The organism is Sphingomonas kyeonggiensis (assembly GCF_014204495.1).
Lineage (GTDB): Bacteria > Pseudomonadota > Alphaproteobacteria > Sphingomonadales > Sphingomonadaceae > Sphingomonas > Sphingomonas kyeonggiensis_A.
Map to the genome: position 1 here is coordinate 140,743 of NZ_JACHLN010000005.1, position 15,336 is coordinate 156,078.

Annotated in this window: 18 protein-coding genes; 14 read left to right on the forward strand and 4 right to left on the reverse strand. The window is 67.6% G+C overall.

Annotation, left to right across the window (positions count from 1 at the left end):
* Positions 1–179: 179 nt before the first annotated feature.
* The 5 genes from HNP52_RS22345 (at position 180) to tatC (ending at position 3,149) form a co-directional block, all read left to right on the forward strand.
* On the forward strand, positions 180–914 hold the full coding sequence (locus tag HNP52_RS22345) for a ScpA family protein (RefSeq protein WP_184171090.1): 735 nt from the start codon (positions 180–182) through the stop codon (positions 912–914).
* On the forward strand, positions 911–1,516 hold the full coding sequence (scpB, locus tag HNP52_RS22350) for an SMC-Scp complex subunit ScpB (protein WP_184171093.1): 606 nt from the start codon (positions 911–913) through the stop codon (positions 1,514–1,516). Before HNP52_RS22345 ends, scpB begins: the two co-directional genes overlap by 4 nt.
* A gap of 73 nt (positions 1,517–1,589) precedes the next feature.
* Positions 1,590–1,826 carry a twin-arginine translocase TatA/TatE family subunit gene (locus HNP52_RS22355; RefSeq protein ID WP_184171096.1) on the forward strand — a complete coding sequence of 79 codons (237 nt, stop codon included), beginning with the start codon at positions 1,590–1,592 and terminating at the stop codon, positions 1,824–1,826.
* A gap of 52 nt (positions 1,827–1,878) precedes the next feature.
* The gene (gene tatB, locus HNP52_RS22360; protein ID WP_184171099.1) at positions 1,879–2,367 is read left to right on the forward strand and encodes a Sec-independent protein translocase protein TatB; all 489 of its coding nucleotides are present in this window, start codon (positions 1,879–1,881) and stop codon (positions 2,365–2,367) included.
* The gene (gene tatC / locus HNP52_RS22365) at positions 2,364–3,149 is read left to right on the forward strand and encodes a twin-arginine translocase subunit TatC (protein ID WP_184171101.1); all 786 of its coding nucleotides are present in this window, start codon (positions 2,364–2,366) and stop codon (positions 3,147–3,149) included. Before tatB ends, tatC begins: the two co-directional genes overlap by 4 nt.
* Before the next feature lie 56 nt (positions 3,150–3,205).
* Here tatC and HNP52_RS22370 read toward each other — a convergent pair whose 3' ends face one another.
* The 3 genes from HNP52_RS22370 to HNP52_RS22380 form a co-directional block, all read right to left on the reverse strand.
* On the reverse strand, positions 3,206–3,340 hold the full coding sequence (locus HNP52_RS22370) for an entericidin A/B family lipoprotein (RefSeq protein ID WP_184171104.1): 135 nt from the start codon (positions 3,338–3,340) through the stop codon (positions 3,206–3,208).
* Positions 3,341–4,042: 702 nt separating this feature from the next.
* A complete protein-coding gene (locus HNP52_RS22375) occupies positions 4,043–5,617 on the reverse strand; it encodes a sensor histidine kinase (protein WP_260396330.1) in 1,575 nt (524 codons plus the stop codon).
* Between the two features lie 9 nt (positions 5,618–5,626).
* The gene (locus tag HNP52_RS22380) at positions 5,627–5,773 is read right to left on the reverse strand and encodes a NepR family anti-sigma factor (protein WP_184171107.1); all 147 of its coding nucleotides are present in this window, start codon (positions 5,771–5,773) and stop codon (positions 5,627–5,629) included.
* A gap of 302 nt (positions 5,774–6,075) precedes the next feature.
* Between HNP52_RS22380 and HNP52_RS22385 the strand changes: the two genes are divergently transcribed.
* Both HNP52_RS22385 and HNP52_RS22390 read left to right on the forward strand, forming a co-directional pair.
* A complete protein-coding gene (locus HNP52_RS22385) occupies positions 6,076–6,873 on the forward strand; it encodes a response regulator (protein ID WP_184171109.1) in 798 nt (265 codons plus the stop codon).
* Between the two features lie 305 nt (positions 6,874–7,178).
* Entirely contained in the window at positions 7,179–7,835 is a 657-nt protein-coding gene (locus tag HNP52_RS22390) for a sigma-70 family RNA polymerase sigma factor (protein WP_184171112.1), read from the forward strand.
* A gap of 85 nt (positions 7,836–7,920) precedes the next feature.
* Here the strand turns inward: HNP52_RS22390 and HNP52_RS22395 are convergent, their stop codons facing one another.
* A complete protein-coding gene (locus HNP52_RS22395) occupies positions 7,921–8,100 on the reverse strand; it encodes a hypothetical protein (protein ID WP_184171115.1) in 180 nt (59 codons plus the stop codon).
* 74 nt (positions 8,101–8,174) lie between these two features.
* Between HNP52_RS22395 and HNP52_RS22400 the strand changes: the two genes are divergently transcribed.
* From HNP52_RS22400 to HNP52_RS22430, 7 genes are all read left to right on the forward strand, one after another.
* A complete protein-coding gene (locus HNP52_RS22400; RefSeq protein WP_184171118.1) occupies positions 8,175–10,862 on the forward strand; it encodes a bifunctional [glutamine synthetase] adenylyltransferase/[glutamine synthetase]-adenylyl-L-tyrosine phosphorylase in 2,688 nt (895 codons plus the stop codon).
* Between the two features lie 10 nt (positions 10,863–10,872).
* The gene (locus HNP52_RS22405) at positions 10,873–11,346 is read left to right on the forward strand and encodes a peroxiredoxin (RefSeq protein WP_184171121.1); all 474 of its coding nucleotides are present in this window, start codon (positions 10,873–10,875) and stop codon (positions 11,344–11,346) included.
* Entirely contained in the window at positions 11,346–11,675 is a 330-nt protein-coding gene (locus HNP52_RS22410; protein ID WP_184171124.1) for a hypothetical protein, read from the forward strand. The genes HNP52_RS22405 and HNP52_RS22410 overlap by 1 nt, the downstream gene beginning before the upstream one ends.
* 1 nt (position 11,676) lies before the next feature.
* Complete coding sequence (locus HNP52_RS22415) at positions 11,677–12,474, forward strand: ferritin-like domain-containing protein (protein ID WP_184171127.1); 798 nt, start codon at positions 11,677–11,679, stop codon at positions 12,472–12,474.
* A gap of 123 nt (positions 12,475–12,597) precedes the next feature.
* Positions 12,598–13,788 carry a M23 family metallopeptidase gene (locus HNP52_RS22420; RefSeq protein WP_184171130.1) on the forward strand — a complete coding sequence of 397 codons (1,191 nt, stop codon included), beginning with the start codon at positions 12,598–12,600 and terminating at the stop codon, positions 13,786–13,788.
* 353 nt (positions 13,789–14,141) lie between these two features.
* Positions 14,142–14,579: a hypothetical protein gene (locus HNP52_RS22425; protein ID WP_184171132.1), complete on the forward strand. Its 438-nt coding sequence runs from the start codon at positions 14,142–14,144 to the stop codon at positions 14,577–14,579.
* Positions 14,580–14,587: 8 nt separating this feature from the next.
* Positions 14,588–15,328, forward strand: coding sequence for a TorF family putative porin (locus tag HNP52_RS22430; RefSeq protein ID WP_184171135.1), 741 nt, complete (start codon positions 14,588–14,590; stop codon positions 15,326–15,328).
* Positions 15,329–15,336 lie beyond the last annotated feature (8 nt).

Here is a 15,336-nt window from a genome sequence, read left to right on the forward strand (position 1 = left end):
AAGGCGTGAAACGCCATGCCGGACAAACGAGGGCGACCCTGTGCGATTATCTTTCTTGAATGCCCGGAACCTGATCGGCGCGGCGCCGCCCGTCAATCGGAACAGGGTCCGAAACGGCGCGTATCCGGCCACGCCCATGGGGAAGTGACTTTCCCGCGGCGCTCTGCTTAGCTCGGGACATGTCCGAGGAAGTGGCCGAGACCCTCAAGATCGATATCGACGGCTGGGAAGGGCCGCTCGACGTGCTGCTGGCGCTGGCCCGCACGCAGAAGGTCGATCTGCGCCAGATCTCGATCCTCCAGCTCGTCGAGCAATATCTCGGCTTCGTGAACGAGGCGCGCGAGCTCCGGCTGGAGCTGGCCGCCGACTATCTCGTGATGGCCGCCTGGCTGGCCTATCTCAAGTCCGCGCTGCTGCTTCCCCGCAACCCGGAGGAGACCCCGAGCCCCGAGGACCTGGCACTGCGCCTGCAGCTGCGTCTCGAGCGCCTCAATGCGATGCGCGAGGCCGGCGCCCGGCTGATGGCGCGCGACCGCACCGGCCGCGACAATTTCTTCCGCGGCGCCCCCGAAGGGCTGCGCGTGCTGCGCAAGGCCCGCTACGAAGCCGAGATCTACGACCTGATCGCCGCCTATGGCCGGATCAGCGCGCGCACTCGCCCGGTGATGCACGTCGTCCAGCAGCGCGACGTGATGACGCTGGAAGCGGCGATCGCGCGCGTCTCCTCGCTGATCGGCACGCGGATCGAATGGAGCACGCTCCAGTCCTTCCTGCCCGAGGATGCGAGCGGCGCCTATGCCAAGTCGGCGCTGGCCTCGTCCTTCGTCGCCGCGCTCGAGCTCGCCAAGCAGGGCAGGGTGGAACTCAAGCAGAAATCGGCCTTCGCGCCGCTCTATCTCAAGGCGACCGCATGACCCCTGAAGACGCCGCCACGCGCGCGGTGGAGGCCGTGCTGTTCGCCTCCGAGAACCCGATGAACCTCGACGAGATCCGCGCCCATGTCGGCACCGAGATGGACGTGCGCGCCGCGCTCGCGGCCCTCGAGGCGCTCTATGCCGGGCGCGGGGTCGAGCTGGTCCGCCGCGGCGACCGCTGGCATTTCCAGACCGCCGCCGATCTCGCCCATCTGCTCCGTCGCAATCGCGAGGAAAGCCGCAAGCTCAGCCGCGCCGGCATCGAGACGCTGGCGATCATCGCCTATCACGAGCCGGTCACCCGCGCCGAGATCGAGGCGATCCGCGGCGTGCAGATTTCCAAGGGTACGATCGACGTGCTGATGGAAGCGAACTGGGTGCGCCCGGCCGGCCGCCGCGAAGTGCCGGGGCGGCCGCTGATGTACGCCACCACCCAGGGTTTCCTCACCCATTTCGGCCTTGCCAGCCGGCGTGATCTGCCCGGAATCGACGATCTCAAGGCCGCCGGCCTGCTCGATCCGGTCGACCTCGCCTTCGAGGCGCTGGGCGAAAGCGAAGGCGCCGACGAGCCCGAAAGTGAAACTGTCACAGACGACGAATAGGGGCGACCCCGCGTAGGCCATTGCCGCTCGTGCGTGCGAGGCCTAGATAGGGCCTGAATCAAGGAGATTTGTTATGGGTATGGGTAGCATCTGGCACTGGCTCGTGCTGGGCTTGATCGCGATCCTGCTGCTCGGTGGCGGTCGTTTCTCGAACATGATGGGCGACGTGGCCAAGGGCATCAAGCAGTTCAAGAAGGGCATGAGCGAGGACGACGCCGACGACAAGCCGGCGACCCGCATCGAAGGCAAGGCGGCTCCCGAGCCGACCGTGCAGCGCGAAGCCGAGACGGCGCGCGAAGAGAAGCTCTGACCCTATCGTCCCCGGCTCAGGGCGCCGGGGACCGCTTCTGGCGAATTGATCGATGCTAGATTTCAACGCGCCCGAGTTTGTCGTGGTCGCCATCGTGGCCCTGATCTTCATCGGGCCCAAGGACTTGCCGAAGGCGATGCGCTTCGTGGGCAAATGGGTCGGCAAGGCCCGTGCGGTCGCGCGCCAGTTCCGCTCGGGCTTCGACAACATGGTCCGCGAGGCGGAGCTTGCCGAGCTCGAGAAGCAATGGGCCGAGGAGAATGCCCGGATCATGTCCGAGCATCCGCCCGCCGCGCTGCCCGCGCCTGAGGCTCCGGAAGTGCATCACGTCGCGGAGGATGCTGCGCCGGTGATGGTCGAGCAGCCTGCGTTCGTCGAGGACACTCCCGCCGTCTCGGCGCCGGCGCCCAAGCCGAAGCGCGCCCGCAAGCCGGCCGCTGCCGCTGCACCCGAGGTTGCGGACGAAGCCGCCGCCAAGCCAGCTCCCAAGCCCCGTGCGCCTCGCAAGAAGGCCGCGCCGCCTGCCGAGGCCGCCGAATGAAGGACATCGACGACACCCAGCAGCCGCTGCTCGAGCATCTGATCGAGCTGCGCCGCCGCCTGTTCTACTGTGTCGCCTCGCTGCTGGTGACCTTCTTCGTCTCCTTCTATTTCTCGAAGGAGATCTACGGGTTCCTCGTCCATCCGCTTGCGGTGGCGGGACAGGACCAGGTGATCTTCACCCAGATCTTCGGGGCGTTCTTCGTCCAGCTCAAGGTCGCCTTCTTCGCGGCGATGATGCTGTCCTTCCCGGTGATCGCCTCCCAGCTCTGGCAGTTCGTCGCGCCGGGCCTGTACCGCCAGGAGAAGAGGGCGCTGCTGCCCTTCCTGCTCGCCACCCCGGTGCTGTTCATCGCCGGCGCGGCGCTGGCCTATTTCATCGCGATCCCCACCGCGCTGCACTTCCTGCTCGGCTATCAGGGCGAGCTGGGCGACAGCGGCGTGCGGCAGACCGCGATGCCCGACGCCGAGAAATATCTCGATTTCGTGATGCAGTTCCTGTTCGCCTTCGGCATCACCTTCCTGCTGCCGGTGCTGCTGATGCTGCTCGAGCGCTCGGGGATCGTTTCCTATGAGCAGCTCAAGGGCGCCTGGCGCTATGCCGTGGTCGCGGCCTTCGCGATCGCCGCGGTGCTGACCCCGCCGGACGTCGGCTCGCAGCTGCTGCTCGCGATCCCGCTGGTCGGCCTCTATTTCCTGTCGCTGATCGCGATCTGGTTCACCCGCCGCCGTCGCCCCGCCGCGACGGAGGATGAGGACAAGGCCGAAGCGGCCGAAGCCTGACGCAAAAAAGGCCCCTCGCGATCCGATCGCGAGGGGCCTTTTCTTTTCCTGCCGGATTACTTGGCGTCGTCCGCCGTCTTGGCGACGGTGTCGCCGGCGGACGAAACGTCCCGGCCCACGCCTTCGATCGTGTTGCAGGCCGAAACCAGCACCGCGCCCGCAAGGGCGAGGCAGGTGATGATCTTACGCATCCTAACTCTCCAGATACCGAACCCGTTCGGGTCGGAAAGGAAATGCTTATCCGCACGCAAACGTTCCGTTTGCGAAGCAACGCGTTGAAGATGCTGGAAAAAGGGAAGGGCCCCGAAAAGTTTTAGGCCCGGAAGCGTCACCGGGGGGGGAGGGTTGACGCTTCCGGGCCCATGTCTTGGATAGCGAGAGCGGGGGGGCAAAAGGTCACTATCCGAAGTACAAAACGGACCAGGCGGTCAGGGGTTCCACGGCTCTCGATCTTTTTTGAAAAAATTTATCGAGATCAAGATTCGGGGAGAGATGCCCTCCAATCCTTACCGCCAGGGCCAAGGGCGGATACGCTCCGGAGGAGCGGACCAGAGCCATGTCGCCCGTCCTGAGCAGTTCCCCGGCGAAGGCCGGGGCCCAGTTTCGGCGCACTATCGAAGGTGCAGGAACCTCTCGAACGACATTGCAACTGGACCCCGGCCTTCGCCGGGGAACCGGAGCGGCTTCTCTAGGCCGCCTCCACATGCGACGCTCGTTGGATATCATCCCAAATCCTCCCCCGGAGGGGGAGGGGGACCAGCGAAGCTGGTGGAGGGGTAATCTCCACGGGCTATGTCGCTTGTGGCGCGCTACCCCTCCACCACCAGCTTCGCTGGCGGTCCCCCTCCCCCTCCGGGGGAGGATTTGTGGGAATGCCGATGCTTGCTGAGCCCCTACGGCTTCCCGGTGATCGCGATCGCCGCCTCATAGGCGCCGGTCAGCGGATCATGGTGCAGCTTGGTGCGCAGCTGGCGGGCCAGGCCGCCGATGATCCGGCCATAGCGGCTCTCCACGAGCGTCTCGAGCGCCGGGCTCTCGACCAGGGCCGGGGACGAAACCCGGAGCAGCGCCCGGTGCTCGTCATCGGGGATCGGCTTGATCGAGATGCGGATCTGCGCGGCGGGATGGCAGTTCATCGCCAGCTCGACGATCTCGGTGAGCAGGAAGGCGACCGCGATCGCCACGTCCTGGTTGACCAGCACCGGGGAGATGTCGAGCGTCACGCCCAGGCCCTGGGCCCGTTCCGGCGCGGTCGCGCGGATGTTCGCCGCCAGCTCGCCGATCACCGATCGTACGTCGAGCCCGCGATTTTCCTCGAGCTCGGCATAATGGTGGCGGTGGACCACGGCGAGCGCATCGACCCGGCGCTGGATCGAGGCATAGGCCTCGGTCGCTTCGTCGCTCTTGGCGCTGCGGGCGTGGAAGTTGATCAGGCTGGCGATCACCTGGAGGTTGTTCTTCACGCGGTGATGGACTTCGCGGGTGAGCTTGGTCTGGCGCACCAGGCCCTCGGCCAGGCCCGCCTCATGCTCCTTCACCGTGCGGCTGATCTCGCGGAACGTGTCGCCCAGCTCGCGGATCTCGGCGGCGGGCATCTCGCCGAAGCGCTTGATGTCGAGCACTTCGCCCGGCTGATAGGTGCCCACGCTGGCGCGCAGGCGTCGCAGCGGGCGGATCAGCAGGATGTCGACCACCAGCCAGCTGATCGCGGCGGCCGCCAGCCACATCAGCACCAGCACCACCGTATTGATGATCATCGGCGAGGTGATCGGGGTGCCGAGCATCGACATCTGGAGCTCGACGCCGTCCAGCCCCAGGTCGTTGGCCACGGTCTCGCGCCGGTCGAGCGGTCCGGCGCCTTCGAGCTTGCGCAGCACCAGCCGGTCGCCATGCCGGAGCAGCGCGGCGCCATATTCGGGGACGAAGCCGCTCGGCTGGGCGATCGAGGCGAGCGCCGCGGCCGGATAATAGGCAATGGCGCTGCCGCCGCGCCGGCCGCCGATGCGCAGCGTCAGCCCGTCCTCGGTCAGTCCGGTGCGAACCTGGCGCGGCTGGAGCTGGTTCTGCGCGGCGGAAACGAAATTCTGGCCGCAGATCACGCGGTCCTCGCCGTCCCGGATCGCGAATCGCGCGCCGGAAGTGGTGGCGAAGGTGCCGGCCAGGCGGGTGCAGGCGGGGGCGTCGTGCGGGTCCGCCTCCAGCGTCTCCAGCGCATTGGAGAGCTGGCCGACATGGTTGACCAGCAGGTCGCGCAGCACGTCCGAGCCTTCGCTGGCGGCGATGCGCAGCCGGGCGCGGGTGTCGGTATCGGCGCTACGGGTGCTCTGCAGGGTCGTGAACAGCGCGATCAGCGCGAGCGGCAACAGGCTGAGGATCAGGTAGAGGAACACCTTGGCGCCGGTCGGCATAGCCCCCAGCGCCGCGGCCGGGCGGAGCCTGGCGCGCGGTTCTTCGTCCGAAATCTCCATGCGTGCGGACTAGTCGAGCTTCTTCAGAAGGTCGAGCAGGTCGTCGGGCACGGCTTCGCCCAAGGCCTCGTCATAGGCCTGCCGCAGCGCCACGCCGACATTGCGACCGGGGCGACCGGTTTCCTTTCCGCCATCATTTTTGGGCGGCTTTTTCATCTTCTCATCCGCGGAATGCACCAATTCCCCCCTGCGCCGTGACGCATGTCACGGCTCGGACTAAAAGCGACCTGTTCCGGATGCAACGTCCGGACCTGAACGAATGCCACCGGTCGCATCGACACGGTGGGCCTGCAACGACACTACGCAGCATCTGCCATGAAACCAATTCCCCCGTCGTTTGTTCCACAGGCGATGCAATATCCGGGGAGGGGCTCCTTCGGGTGGCACGAATTGACATTGCAATAGCTCGGAACGGAGCCGAAACAAGCCGTTCCGCACCGTAGGAGAATAGTTCGACCATGTCGCTTGGACAGCAACTCGCGCCGCACCTTCCGCTGCTTCGCCGTTATGCGCGCGCGCTCACCGGCAGCCAGGTTGAAGGCGATCGCTATGTGCGCGCGGCGCTTGAGGCGATCGTCGCCGCGCCGGACCAGTTCCCCCGCGAAGTCGATCCGCGGCTCGGCCTGTATCGCACCTTCCAGGCGATCTGGCAGTCGACGCACCTCGAGGAAGAGGATGTGATCGAGGATACCACCAATGAGAATGAAGCGATCGCCCGCAAGCGGCTCGCCCGTCTCACTCCCTTGTCGCGCCAGGCGCTGCTGCTCACCACCGTTGAGGGCTTCAGCATCGAGGACGCCGGCTATCTGATCGAAGAGGATGCAGGACAGGTGCAGAAACTCGTTGCGGAAGCCGTGGCCGAGATCGAGCGCCAGACGCGCACCCGCGTGATGATCATCGAGGACGAGCCGCTGATCGCGATGGATCTCGAGCAGATCGTCCGTGACCTTGGCCATGACGTCACCGGTGTCGCGGTCACGCGCGACGAAGCCGTCGCGCTGGCGATGGAGGATCGTCCGGGCCTGGTGCTCGCCGACATCCAGCTGGCCGATGACAGCTCGGGCATCGATGCGGTGAAGGACATCCTCGCCGAATTCTCGGTGCCGGTGATCTTCATCACTGCGTTCCCCGAGCGGCTGCTCACCGGCGAACGTCCGGAGCCGACCTTCCTGATCACCAAGCCGTTCCAGCGGGAAACCGTGAAGACGACGATCAGCCAGGCGCTGTTCTTCGACCAGGCGACCGTTCCGGCCTGACCTGTCCCGCGAAAAATCCGGTGCGGGTTCCATATGGTACGGACCCAAAACGGCTTTCGTTGGTTTTAGGTGCATGGCTGAGAACGACGACTCTGTGCACCTCAGTACCGAGGAAGCCCGCGCCGGCACCACGCCGCACATGACGCGCTATGTACTGGGCTTCAGCCTGGTGCTGGTTGTCGTCGCGTTCGCGATCATCCTTCTTCTCTGACGGAAAGATCGGCGCGAATATGCTGGCAATCGCGGACACCAAGCCTATCTCTGGAAACGGTCGCCTGGCGACCAACGCAAACAAGCGGGAACGAATGAGCCAGTCCGAACAGCCCGAGGACAAGGGGACCGAGGCGCCGCAGGAGCATGTCTCGCTCTCCGATCCCGAGTTCAAGAAGCAGCTCGCCGTGGTCATCCCGCACCTGCGCGCCTTTGGCCGCTCGCTGTCGGGCAGCCGCGATCTCGCGGACGATCTGGTCCAGGAGACGCTGCTCAAGGCATGGGCCGCGCGCAAGCGCTTCCAGGCCGGGACCAACATGCGCGCCTGGACCTTCATCATCCTGCGCAACCTCTATTTGAGCCAGATGCGGCGTGCGCGGTTCAAGGGTGAGTGGGATGATCTGGTGGCGGATCGAATCCTTGCGGCACCGGCCAGTCAGGACCGCCATGTCGAACTTTCGGACATGCAGCGGGCCCTGCTCCATCTGCCGCAGCCCCAGCGCGAGGCGCTGATCCTGGTCGGCGCGGGCGGCTTCGCCTATGAGGAAGCCGCCGAGATCTGCCAGGTCGCGGTCGGCACGATCAAGAGCCGCGTCGCCCGCGGCCGCGTCGCGCTCGAGCACCTGCTGAGCGAGGGCCAGCTACCCTCGCGCCGGATCGAGCCGGGCACCGCCGAGGGCAAGACCGCGCTCGATACGATCATGGGCGAAGTCGAGGACCTCAGCCGCGAACGCGAGCCGCGGTCGGAATAAGCTCTTCCCGAGCGGGAAAACGAAAAGGCCGCGTTCCCCATGGGGAGCGCGGCCTTTTCGGGTGTGCCTGGCGGCGGCGCCGATACTAGCGCCGGTCGTCCCTGCTGAGCTGGCGGAGCATCGCCGCCATGTCGTCGGGAAGACCCAGGTCCCGCGCATAGGCGTCGCGCAAGGCAAGCCCGATCGCGTCGCTGGCGCGCGGCGCCTCGACCCGATATGCGGGCTGGCGGGCATCGCTGGCCGTGGCTGAAGTCGTCTGGTTCATGTTGCTAGAACAATTCAGTGCGCATTTTGTTGCTTGACTTTCCGCAACGCACCGTTTCGCAGGTGATTGAATCCGTGACTGACACGCATCTTCCTCCCGATCTTGCCGACGCCGTATCGAGGGCGAGCGCACATGCGCCGTTCCTCGATCATCTGCTCACGCGCGAGGCCGCGCTGGTGGCTGGCCTCGAGCGCGCGCTCGCGGATCCCCGCGCCGCCGCTGCCGCCATCGCCGATGAACTGGGCGAGGGCGCGCGGCTGCGCATCGAGCGTCGCCGGCTGGCCCTTATCGTCGCGCTGGGCGATCTCTCCGGCCGGTTCGACCTCACCCGTGTCACCCATTTGCTCAGCGATTTCGCCGATGATGCGCTGGACCGTGCGATCCGCGCGGCCATCCTCGAACGCACGCCGGACGCCGAACCGCGCGGGTTCGCGGCGATCGCGCTGGGCAAGCAAGGTAGCCGCGAGCTCAACTATTCGTCGGATATCGATCCGATCCTGATCTTCGACCCCGAGACCTTGCCCTGCCGCCCGCGCGAGGACGTGCAGGAAGCCGCGGTGCGGATCGGGCGGCGGGTAGTCGAACTGCTCCAGACCCGCGACGAGCATGGCTATGTGCTGCGCGTCGACCTGCGCCTGCGTCCGTCGCCCGAAGTCACTCCGATCGTGCTGCCGGTCGAAGCGGCGATCTCCTATTATGAGAGCCAGGCGCTGCCCTGGGAGCGCGCCGCGTTCATCCGCGCGCGGGCCTGTGCCGGCGATCTCGGCCTGGGCGGCTATTTCCTCGATGCGATCCGCCCGTTCGTCTGGCGCCGCGCGCTCGATTTCGGCACGATCCGCGAGATCCGCGACATCAGCCGCCGTATCCGCGATCATTATTCGCAGGCCCAGGCGTTCGGCCCGGGCTATGACCTCAAGCGGGGCAGGGGCGGCATCCGCGAAGTCGAGTTCTTCGCCCAGATCCACCAGCTCATCCATGGCGGCCGCGAGCCGGCACTGCGTGCCCCCGCCACCCGCGACGCGCTCGCCGCGCTGGCCGAGGCCGGGCGGATCAGCGCCGACGAGGCGCATGACCTCACCGCCGCCTATGTCCAGCTGCGCACGATCGAGCATCGCCTGCAGATGGTCGACGATCGCCAGACCCACGAGCTGCCCGAGAGCCTGGCCTCGCTCGACAATGTCGCCCGGCTCCACGGCCTGGAAGATGGTGGCGCGCTGACGGCGCTGCTCAAGCCCTATGTCACTCGCGTCGGCACGATCTATGACAGCCTGGCGGGCGAAGAGGAGCAGCGCCTGCCCAGCGAAGCCGCGCCGCTCGAGGCGCAGCTGGCTGCTGCCGGCTTCGAGCGCCCCGACGGCGCCACGCGCATCGTCCAGGGCTGGCGTGCCGGCACCTATCCGGCGCTGCGTACCCCCGCCGCGCGCGAGGCGCTGGAATCGGTGCTGCCCGGCCTGATCCAGGCCTTTTCGCGCGCGCCGGACACCGTCCATGCGATCACCCGCTTCGACGCGATGCTCTCGCGCCTGCCCAGCGCGATCAACTTCTTCCGCCTGCTCGAGGCCCAGCCCGGCATGGCCCAGCTGCTCGGCCAGATCCTTTCGCTGGCGCCGACGCTGGCCGAGCAACTCGGCCGCCGCGCGGAGCTGCTCGACGGCCTGATCGACGCAACCGCGCTCGAGCCCGTGCCGGACATCGAGACGCTCGCCGCCGGCATGCGCGGCTGGGAGCCGGGATCGGACTATCAGTACCAGCTCGAATTCGTCCGCCGCTTCGTCAACGAGAAGCGCTTTGCCCTTGGTGCGCAGATCGTCGCGGGGGCCAGCGATCCGCTCGAAGTCTCGGCCGGCTATGCCCGTGTCGCGGAAGCGGCGATCGGGACGCTGGCTGCCGCCACGGTCGAGGAATTCGCGCGCAATCACGGCGCGGTGCCGGAAAGCGAGCTGGTGATCCTCGCGCTTGGTCGGATGGGCGGGCAGGCGCTCACCCATGCCTCGGACCTCGACCTCGTCTATCTCTTCACCGGCGATTATGCGGCCGAGAGCGACGGCGCCAAGCCGCTTGGCGCGGTGATGTACTACAACCGGCTCGGCCAGCGCGTAACCGCCGCGCTCTCGGTACCGACCCCCGCCGGCCCGCTCTACGAAGTCGATACCCGCCTGCGTCCCTCGGGGGCGCAGGGGCCGCTGGTCGTCTCGCTCGAAGGCTTCGAGAAATACCAGCGCGAGGATGCCTGGACCTGGGAGCATATGGCGCTCACCCGCGCCCGGCCGGTCTACGGCTCGCCGCAAGCCCGTGCCAAGGTCCAGGCGATCATCGACGAAGTGCTCGGAGGTGCCCGGCCGGCGCGCGACATTCCCGCCGAAGCCGCGAAGATGCGGGCCGACATGGCCGGCCACAAGCCGCCCCAGGGGCCGCTGGACGCCAAGCTGCTGCCCGGCGGGCTGGTCGACCTCGAGTTCGCGGTCCATGTCACCCAGCTCGTCCATCGCGCCGGCTTCGAGCCGCGCCTGGGCCCGGCGATCGACGAACTGGCGGGGCAGGGGCTGCTGCCGCCTTCGATGCGGGCCGCGCATGATTTCCTCACCCGGTTGCTGGTGACGATGCGCCTCGTCGCCCCCGATGCGCAGGAGCCGCGCGCGCCCACCCAGGCGCTGATCGCCCGCGCGCTCCGCCTCGAGAGCTGGGACGAGGTGGTTGCGCAGCTGGAGCAGACCCGGCAGGAGGTCCGCCATTGCTGGGCCGCTGTCAGCGGCGCGGCCTGAGGAGATTCACATGGCACTGGAAGAAGGCGACAAGATCCCCGCGGTCAGTCTCGACGGCACCGAAGGCGAAGCGATCGCGCTGGCGGACAAGATCGGAAAGCCCTTCGTCCTCTATTTCTATCCCAAGGACGATACCTCGGGCTGCACGCGCGAGGCGCAGGACTTCTCGGCGCTGATCCCCGAATTCACCGCGCTCGGCGCCGAGGTGCTGGGCGTATCGAAGGATCCGCCGATCAAGCACCAGAAGTTCATCAACAAGTACGACCTCACCGTGCCGCTCGCCACCGACACTTCGGGCGCGGCGATGGAATCGTTCGGCGTGTGGGTGGAGAAGCAGCTCTACGGCAAGCGCTACATGGGCATCGATCGCTCGACCTTCCTGTTCGACGAGGAAGGCAAGCTGTTCCGCGCCTGGCGCCGCGTCCGCGTGCCGGGCCATGCGGTGGATGTGCTTGAATCGATCAAGGAAATGCAGGCCCGCTGATGCGGTGGCTGCTCGCCCTGGCAGCGGCATCGTCGCTCGCGGCTCCGGCCCAGGCGCAGGACCTGCCGGCGGTGCCGCGCGCGCTGCTCAACACGGCTGCGCTGGTCTGCGTGAAGATCGACCGCGAGGGCAGGGTGGACGCCTTCCTGCTCGATTCGAAGGGCGACGCGGTGCGCGACAAGGCGGTGCTCGACTGGTTGCGCGGGCTCAGATGGCCGGCCGGCGACGGGGAGGGGCGCAACCGCTGGTTCCCGATGCCGGTGCAGTTCGGCGACGTTCCCGCACCGGAAATGCCCGCGGGCTGCGCGCCCGGTTCGGACCGTACCTGACATGGCCCGCAGCGTTGCCGAAGCCTGCCGTGCGGTGCTCACCGCGGCGGCACCGGCCGACAAGGTCAAGGCCGCTCGCGCCGCCGCGCGCGATTGGCGGCTTGGCCGGCTCGCCTTCGCCTTCGACGTGGCGATGCCCGATCGCCCGGCGCGCCCGGACCGGCCCGAGCTGCTCCCGCCCAACCGCATGCCCAAGCGCGGCAAGGGCGGCTCCGAACGCGGCCGCATCGCGCTGATCCACGCGCTCGCCCATATCGAGTTCTCCGCGATCGACCTGGCGTTCGACGCCGTCGGCCGCTTCGGCGGCGAATATCCACGCGGCTTCACCGATGATTGGATGGGGGTAGGCGCCGACGAAGCGATGCACTTCGCCTTGCTCGATCGCCGGCTCAAATCACTCGGCAGCTTCTACGGCGCACTGCCCGCGCATGACGGGCTGTGGGACGCCGCGGCGGAGACCGCGCATGATTCGCTTGCGCGCCTCGCCGTCGTGCCGATGGTGCTGGAAGCGCGCGGGCTCGACGTCACGCCGGCCACGATCGAGCGATTTTCCGCGGCGGATGATGCAGTTACCACCCGCATCCTCACACGGATCGTGAACGATGAAATTCGCCATGTCCGGGCGGGAACCACCTGGTTCGAATCGCGTTGTCGCGAATTGGGCCGTGTCCCGCATGCAACATGGCATGCGCTGGTTGCACGTCACTTTCGCGGAGCAATTAAGCCTCCGTTCAACGACTCGGCGCGCGACTCAGCCGGTTTGTCCCGGGAATATTACCAACCTCTTGCGACGACCTGATCCATCTGGCCAAAAGCCATCCGTCCAGAAGGCGGAGGGGCTGCTTGCTGCGACAGTGGATAAATGAAGTACGGTCGCCGGGTCGCTTTTCGGTGCTGACTTCCATGAACTTGCCGGGGAATCATGGCCAAGGCGTCGAACACCAAAACCGCTACTGCTGCTCAGCGGTTCCGTGCTTTCTTCACTACCCGCGATTTTATTTTCCATGACGGCCGCGATCTGAAGCGCTTCAGCATCGCCGGGCGCACCCAGGCGCTGCTCGCCGGCGTGGGCACCGTCACCGTGCTGTTCTCCGCCTATGGCGTGGCTCAGGCCGCAGTCGGCGCGATCGCGATCAGCGGCGTGACCGGCACGCCCTCGTCGCCCGAGGCGCAGGTCGCCCAGATGCGCGATCAGGTCGAGAAGATGCAGGCCGATGTCGCCGCCGCCAAGGAGGCCGCCCGCCTCCAGGCCGCGCGCGTCGAGCAGCACCAGGCCCTGATCAGCGCCACGCTCACCGGCAAGGGCGATCGTGCCGTGATCGAGCAGCCGCTCCCCAATGCTTCGGCCCGCACCAGCGCCGTCGCCAGCGAAGTCCTCGCCCCGCTCAAGCAGGTCGAGGCGCGCCAGGTCGCGATGGCCGGCAAGGCCCGCGCCGCCGGCGAAGCCCGCTACCAGCGCACCGCCGGTGAGCTCCGCCGCCTCGGCCTCTCGCCCGAGCGCTACGTCAAGGTCCCCGCGATGGGCGGCCCGTACGAGCCGATCGACAATGACGGCGCCAATGGCAGCGACGCTGCGGCCGAAGCCGCCGACGCCCAGTTCCGCGCGCTGTTCGTCACCTGGAAGAAGCTCGACGTGCTCGAGCAGACGGTGATCTCGGTCCCGTCGATGCAGCCGGTCGACAAGCTCACCTTCACGTCGAACTATGGCGTCCGCTCGGATCCGTTCCGCGGCACCGCGGCGATGCACGCCGGCGTCGACATCCCCGGCGCGATCGGCACCCCGATCTACGCGACCGCCGACGGTGTCATCAGCCATGCCGGCCGCCAGGGCGGTTATGGCAACCTCGTCCAGATCAACCATGGCCGCGGCATCGAGACGCGCTATGGCCACCTCTCGAAGATTCTCGTCGCCGACAACACCCGCGTGAAGCGCGGCCAGCTGATCGGCCTGATGGGCTCGACCGGCCGCTCGACCGGCAGCCACCTCCATTATGAGGTGCGGGTCGACGGCAAGGCCGTGAACCCGATCCCGTTCCTGCAGACCGGCGAGTATCTCGCCTCGGTGCAGGACCGCGTCCAGGGCGGCGTTGGCGGCCCCGCGAAGAACAAGTAAGCCTGATTTCAGGAGAGGAAGAGGGGCTGCCCGCGAAGGCGGCCCCCTTTTCTTTTTGGGTCCCGGTCGTCCCGGTTCGAAATCCTGGTCTTCAGTTCCCCGGCGAAGGCCGGGGCCCAGTTTCGGCGCAGGCTGTTAGGACGGTCAAACCTCTCGAACGGCATTGCAACTGGGCCCCGGCCTTCGCCGGGGAACGGCCGGGCTAGTGGCACGCGTATCCAGGCCCGTCTGACCCGGGCATTGTGAGGAAGTGTTTCCTCGCCACCCCCGCCGGTTGCGCGCGCCCCAAGCCTTCTCCATCCGCCTGACAGACGCCGGCCGCCAAGAGCCGGTGCGCCGCAGGAGATGAACCCATGAGCATCGTTCTCGCGCTCGGGCTGGCGCTTGCAGCCCCGGAACCGGTCCATTCCACCCTCGAGCATCGCGCCCGCTTCGATCACGCCGGCGAAAGCGTCGATACGCACTACCGCGCGCGCGTCGTGCTGGTTCGGCGCCAGCTCGGTTCGGTCGCCAAGGCGGGCGTTCCGTCGACACTGCGTTGCAGCTGGCGGGCGCATCTGCGCATCGATCGAGAGGCGCGTTTCGGCGAGGCGCGGCGCTTGAGCCGCAGCATCGATCGCAAGGCGATCCTCGCAGGCAGCCGTCCCGGCTGGTGCGGCGCCAGCGACACCGCGGTGGACCGCGAAGTCGCCCGCCGCGCCGAGGAGATCCGCACGCATCTGCTGGCGGTCGCCGGCGAGGACCGGGACGTGCTGAAGGCGGCGATCGAGCCGAGGGGCGCGGGCCGCTGAAGAGGATGATGGTGAAGCGTATCAAGTTCATATCGTTGGCGGCGCTGCTCCCGGCCCTGGCCGGCGGTGCGGCGCATGCCCAGGACCTGTCCGGCGGCGTCGAGCTCGCGACCGACGAGAGCCGTCGCGGCCTCAGCTGGAGCGAAGGGCGGGTGGCGGCATCGGCGGATGCACTGGTCGCTCTCGGCGCGCTGGAGGCCTCCGCCCGCATCGTCAGCACCCGCGATTCGGCCCGGCATGCCGGCGCCGATGCGGTGGCGGACCTCGAACTGGGTGCGGCAACCGACGCCGGCCCGTTCCGGCTGCGCGGCCATGTGACCGCCCATGTCTTCACCGGTGCGCGCGAGCGGATGGACTATGTCGAGCTTGGCGGCCGTGCCAGCTACACACTGGGGCCGCTCCAGCTCGGCGCCGGCGCGGTCTATGCGCCGGACCAGCGCGCGATCGGCGGCGACAGTCTCTACGTCTTCGCCTCCGCCAATGCCGGCGTCCCGAGGACACCGCTCTCGGCGTCCGCCTCGGTCGGCCGCTCCACGGGAAGCACCGACGATCCGCTCCGGTCCGCCCGCCTGCGTCCGCTCGGCACCTATACCGACTGGCGGCTGGGGCTGGAGTTCAACAAGTTCCCCTTCACGCTGGGCGTCGACTATGTCGGCACCAACATCGATCGTGGGGCGACCAGTTCGCCCTTTGCCGATCTCGGCAACAGCGGAGACCGGGTGATGGGGCGCGTGCGGCTGTCGTTCTGAGGCGGGCA

What these genes read in the sequence shown, in the direction of transcription:
- HNP52_RS22345 (WP_184171090.1), top strand. Translation starts at nt 180, where the DNA reads ATGTCCGAGGAAGTGGCCGAGACCCTCAAGATCGATATCGACGGCTGG.
- scpB (WP_184171093.1), top strand. Translation starts at nt 911, where the DNA reads ATGACCCCTGAAGACGCCGCCACGCGCGCGGTGGAGGCCGTGCTGTTC.
- HNP52_RS22355 (WP_184171096.1), top strand. Translation starts at nt 1,590, where the DNA reads ATGGGTATGGGTAGCATCTGGCACTGGCTCGTGCTGGGCTTGATCGCG.
- tatB (WP_184171099.1), top strand. Translation starts at nt 1,879, where the DNA reads ATGCTAGATTTCAACGCGCCCGAGTTTGTCGTGGTCGCCATCGTGGCC.
- tatC (WP_184171101.1), top strand. Translation starts at nt 2,364, where the DNA reads ATGAAGGACATCGACGACACCCAGCAGCCGCTGCTCGAGCATCTGATC.
- HNP52_RS22370 (WP_184171104.1), bottom strand. Translation starts at nt 3,340, where the DNA reads ATGCGTAAGATCATCACCTGCCTCGCCCTTGCGGGCGCGGTGCTGGTT.
- HNP52_RS22375 (WP_260396330.1), bottom strand. Translation starts at nt 5,617, where the DNA reads ATGGAGATTTCGGACGAAGAACCGCGCGCCAGGCTCCGCCCGGCCGCG.
- HNP52_RS22380 (WP_184171107.1), bottom strand. Translation starts at nt 5,773, where the DNA reads ATGAAAAAGCCGCCCAAAAATGATGGCGGAAAGGAAACCGGTCGCCCC.
- HNP52_RS22385 (WP_184171109.1), top strand. Translation starts at nt 6,076, where the DNA reads ATGTCGCTTGGACAGCAACTCGCGCCGCACCTTCCGCTGCTTCGCCGT.
- HNP52_RS22390 (WP_184171112.1), top strand. Translation starts at nt 7,179, where the DNA reads ATGAGCCAGTCCGAACAGCCCGAGGACAAGGGGACCGAGGCGCCGCAG.
- HNP52_RS22395 (WP_184171115.1), bottom strand. Translation starts at nt 8,100, where the DNA reads ATGAACCAGACGACTTCAGCCACGGCCAGCGATGCCCGCCAGCCCGCA.
- HNP52_RS22405 (WP_184171121.1), top strand. Translation starts at nt 10,873, where the DNA reads ATGGCACTGGAAGAAGGCGACAAGATCCCCGCGGTCAGTCTCGACGGC.
- HNP52_RS22410 (WP_184171124.1), top strand. Translation starts at nt 11,346, where the DNA reads ATGCGGTGGCTGCTCGCCCTGGCAGCGGCATCGTCGCTCGCGGCTCCG.
- HNP52_RS22415 (WP_184171127.1), top strand. Translation starts at nt 11,677, where the DNA reads ATGGCCCGCAGCGTTGCCGAAGCCTGCCGTGCGGTGCTCACCGCGGCG.
- HNP52_RS22420 (WP_184171130.1), top strand. Translation starts at nt 12,598, where the DNA reads ATGGCCAAGGCGTCGAACACCAAAACCGCTACTGCTGCTCAGCGGTTC.
- HNP52_RS22425 (WP_184171132.1), top strand. Translation starts at nt 14,142, where the DNA reads ATGAGCATCGTTCTCGCGCTCGGGCTGGCGCTTGCAGCCCCGGAACCG.
- HNP52_RS22430 (WP_184171135.1), top strand. Translation starts at nt 14,588, where the DNA reads ATGGTGAAGCGTATCAAGTTCATATCGTTGGCGGCGCTGCTCCCGGCC.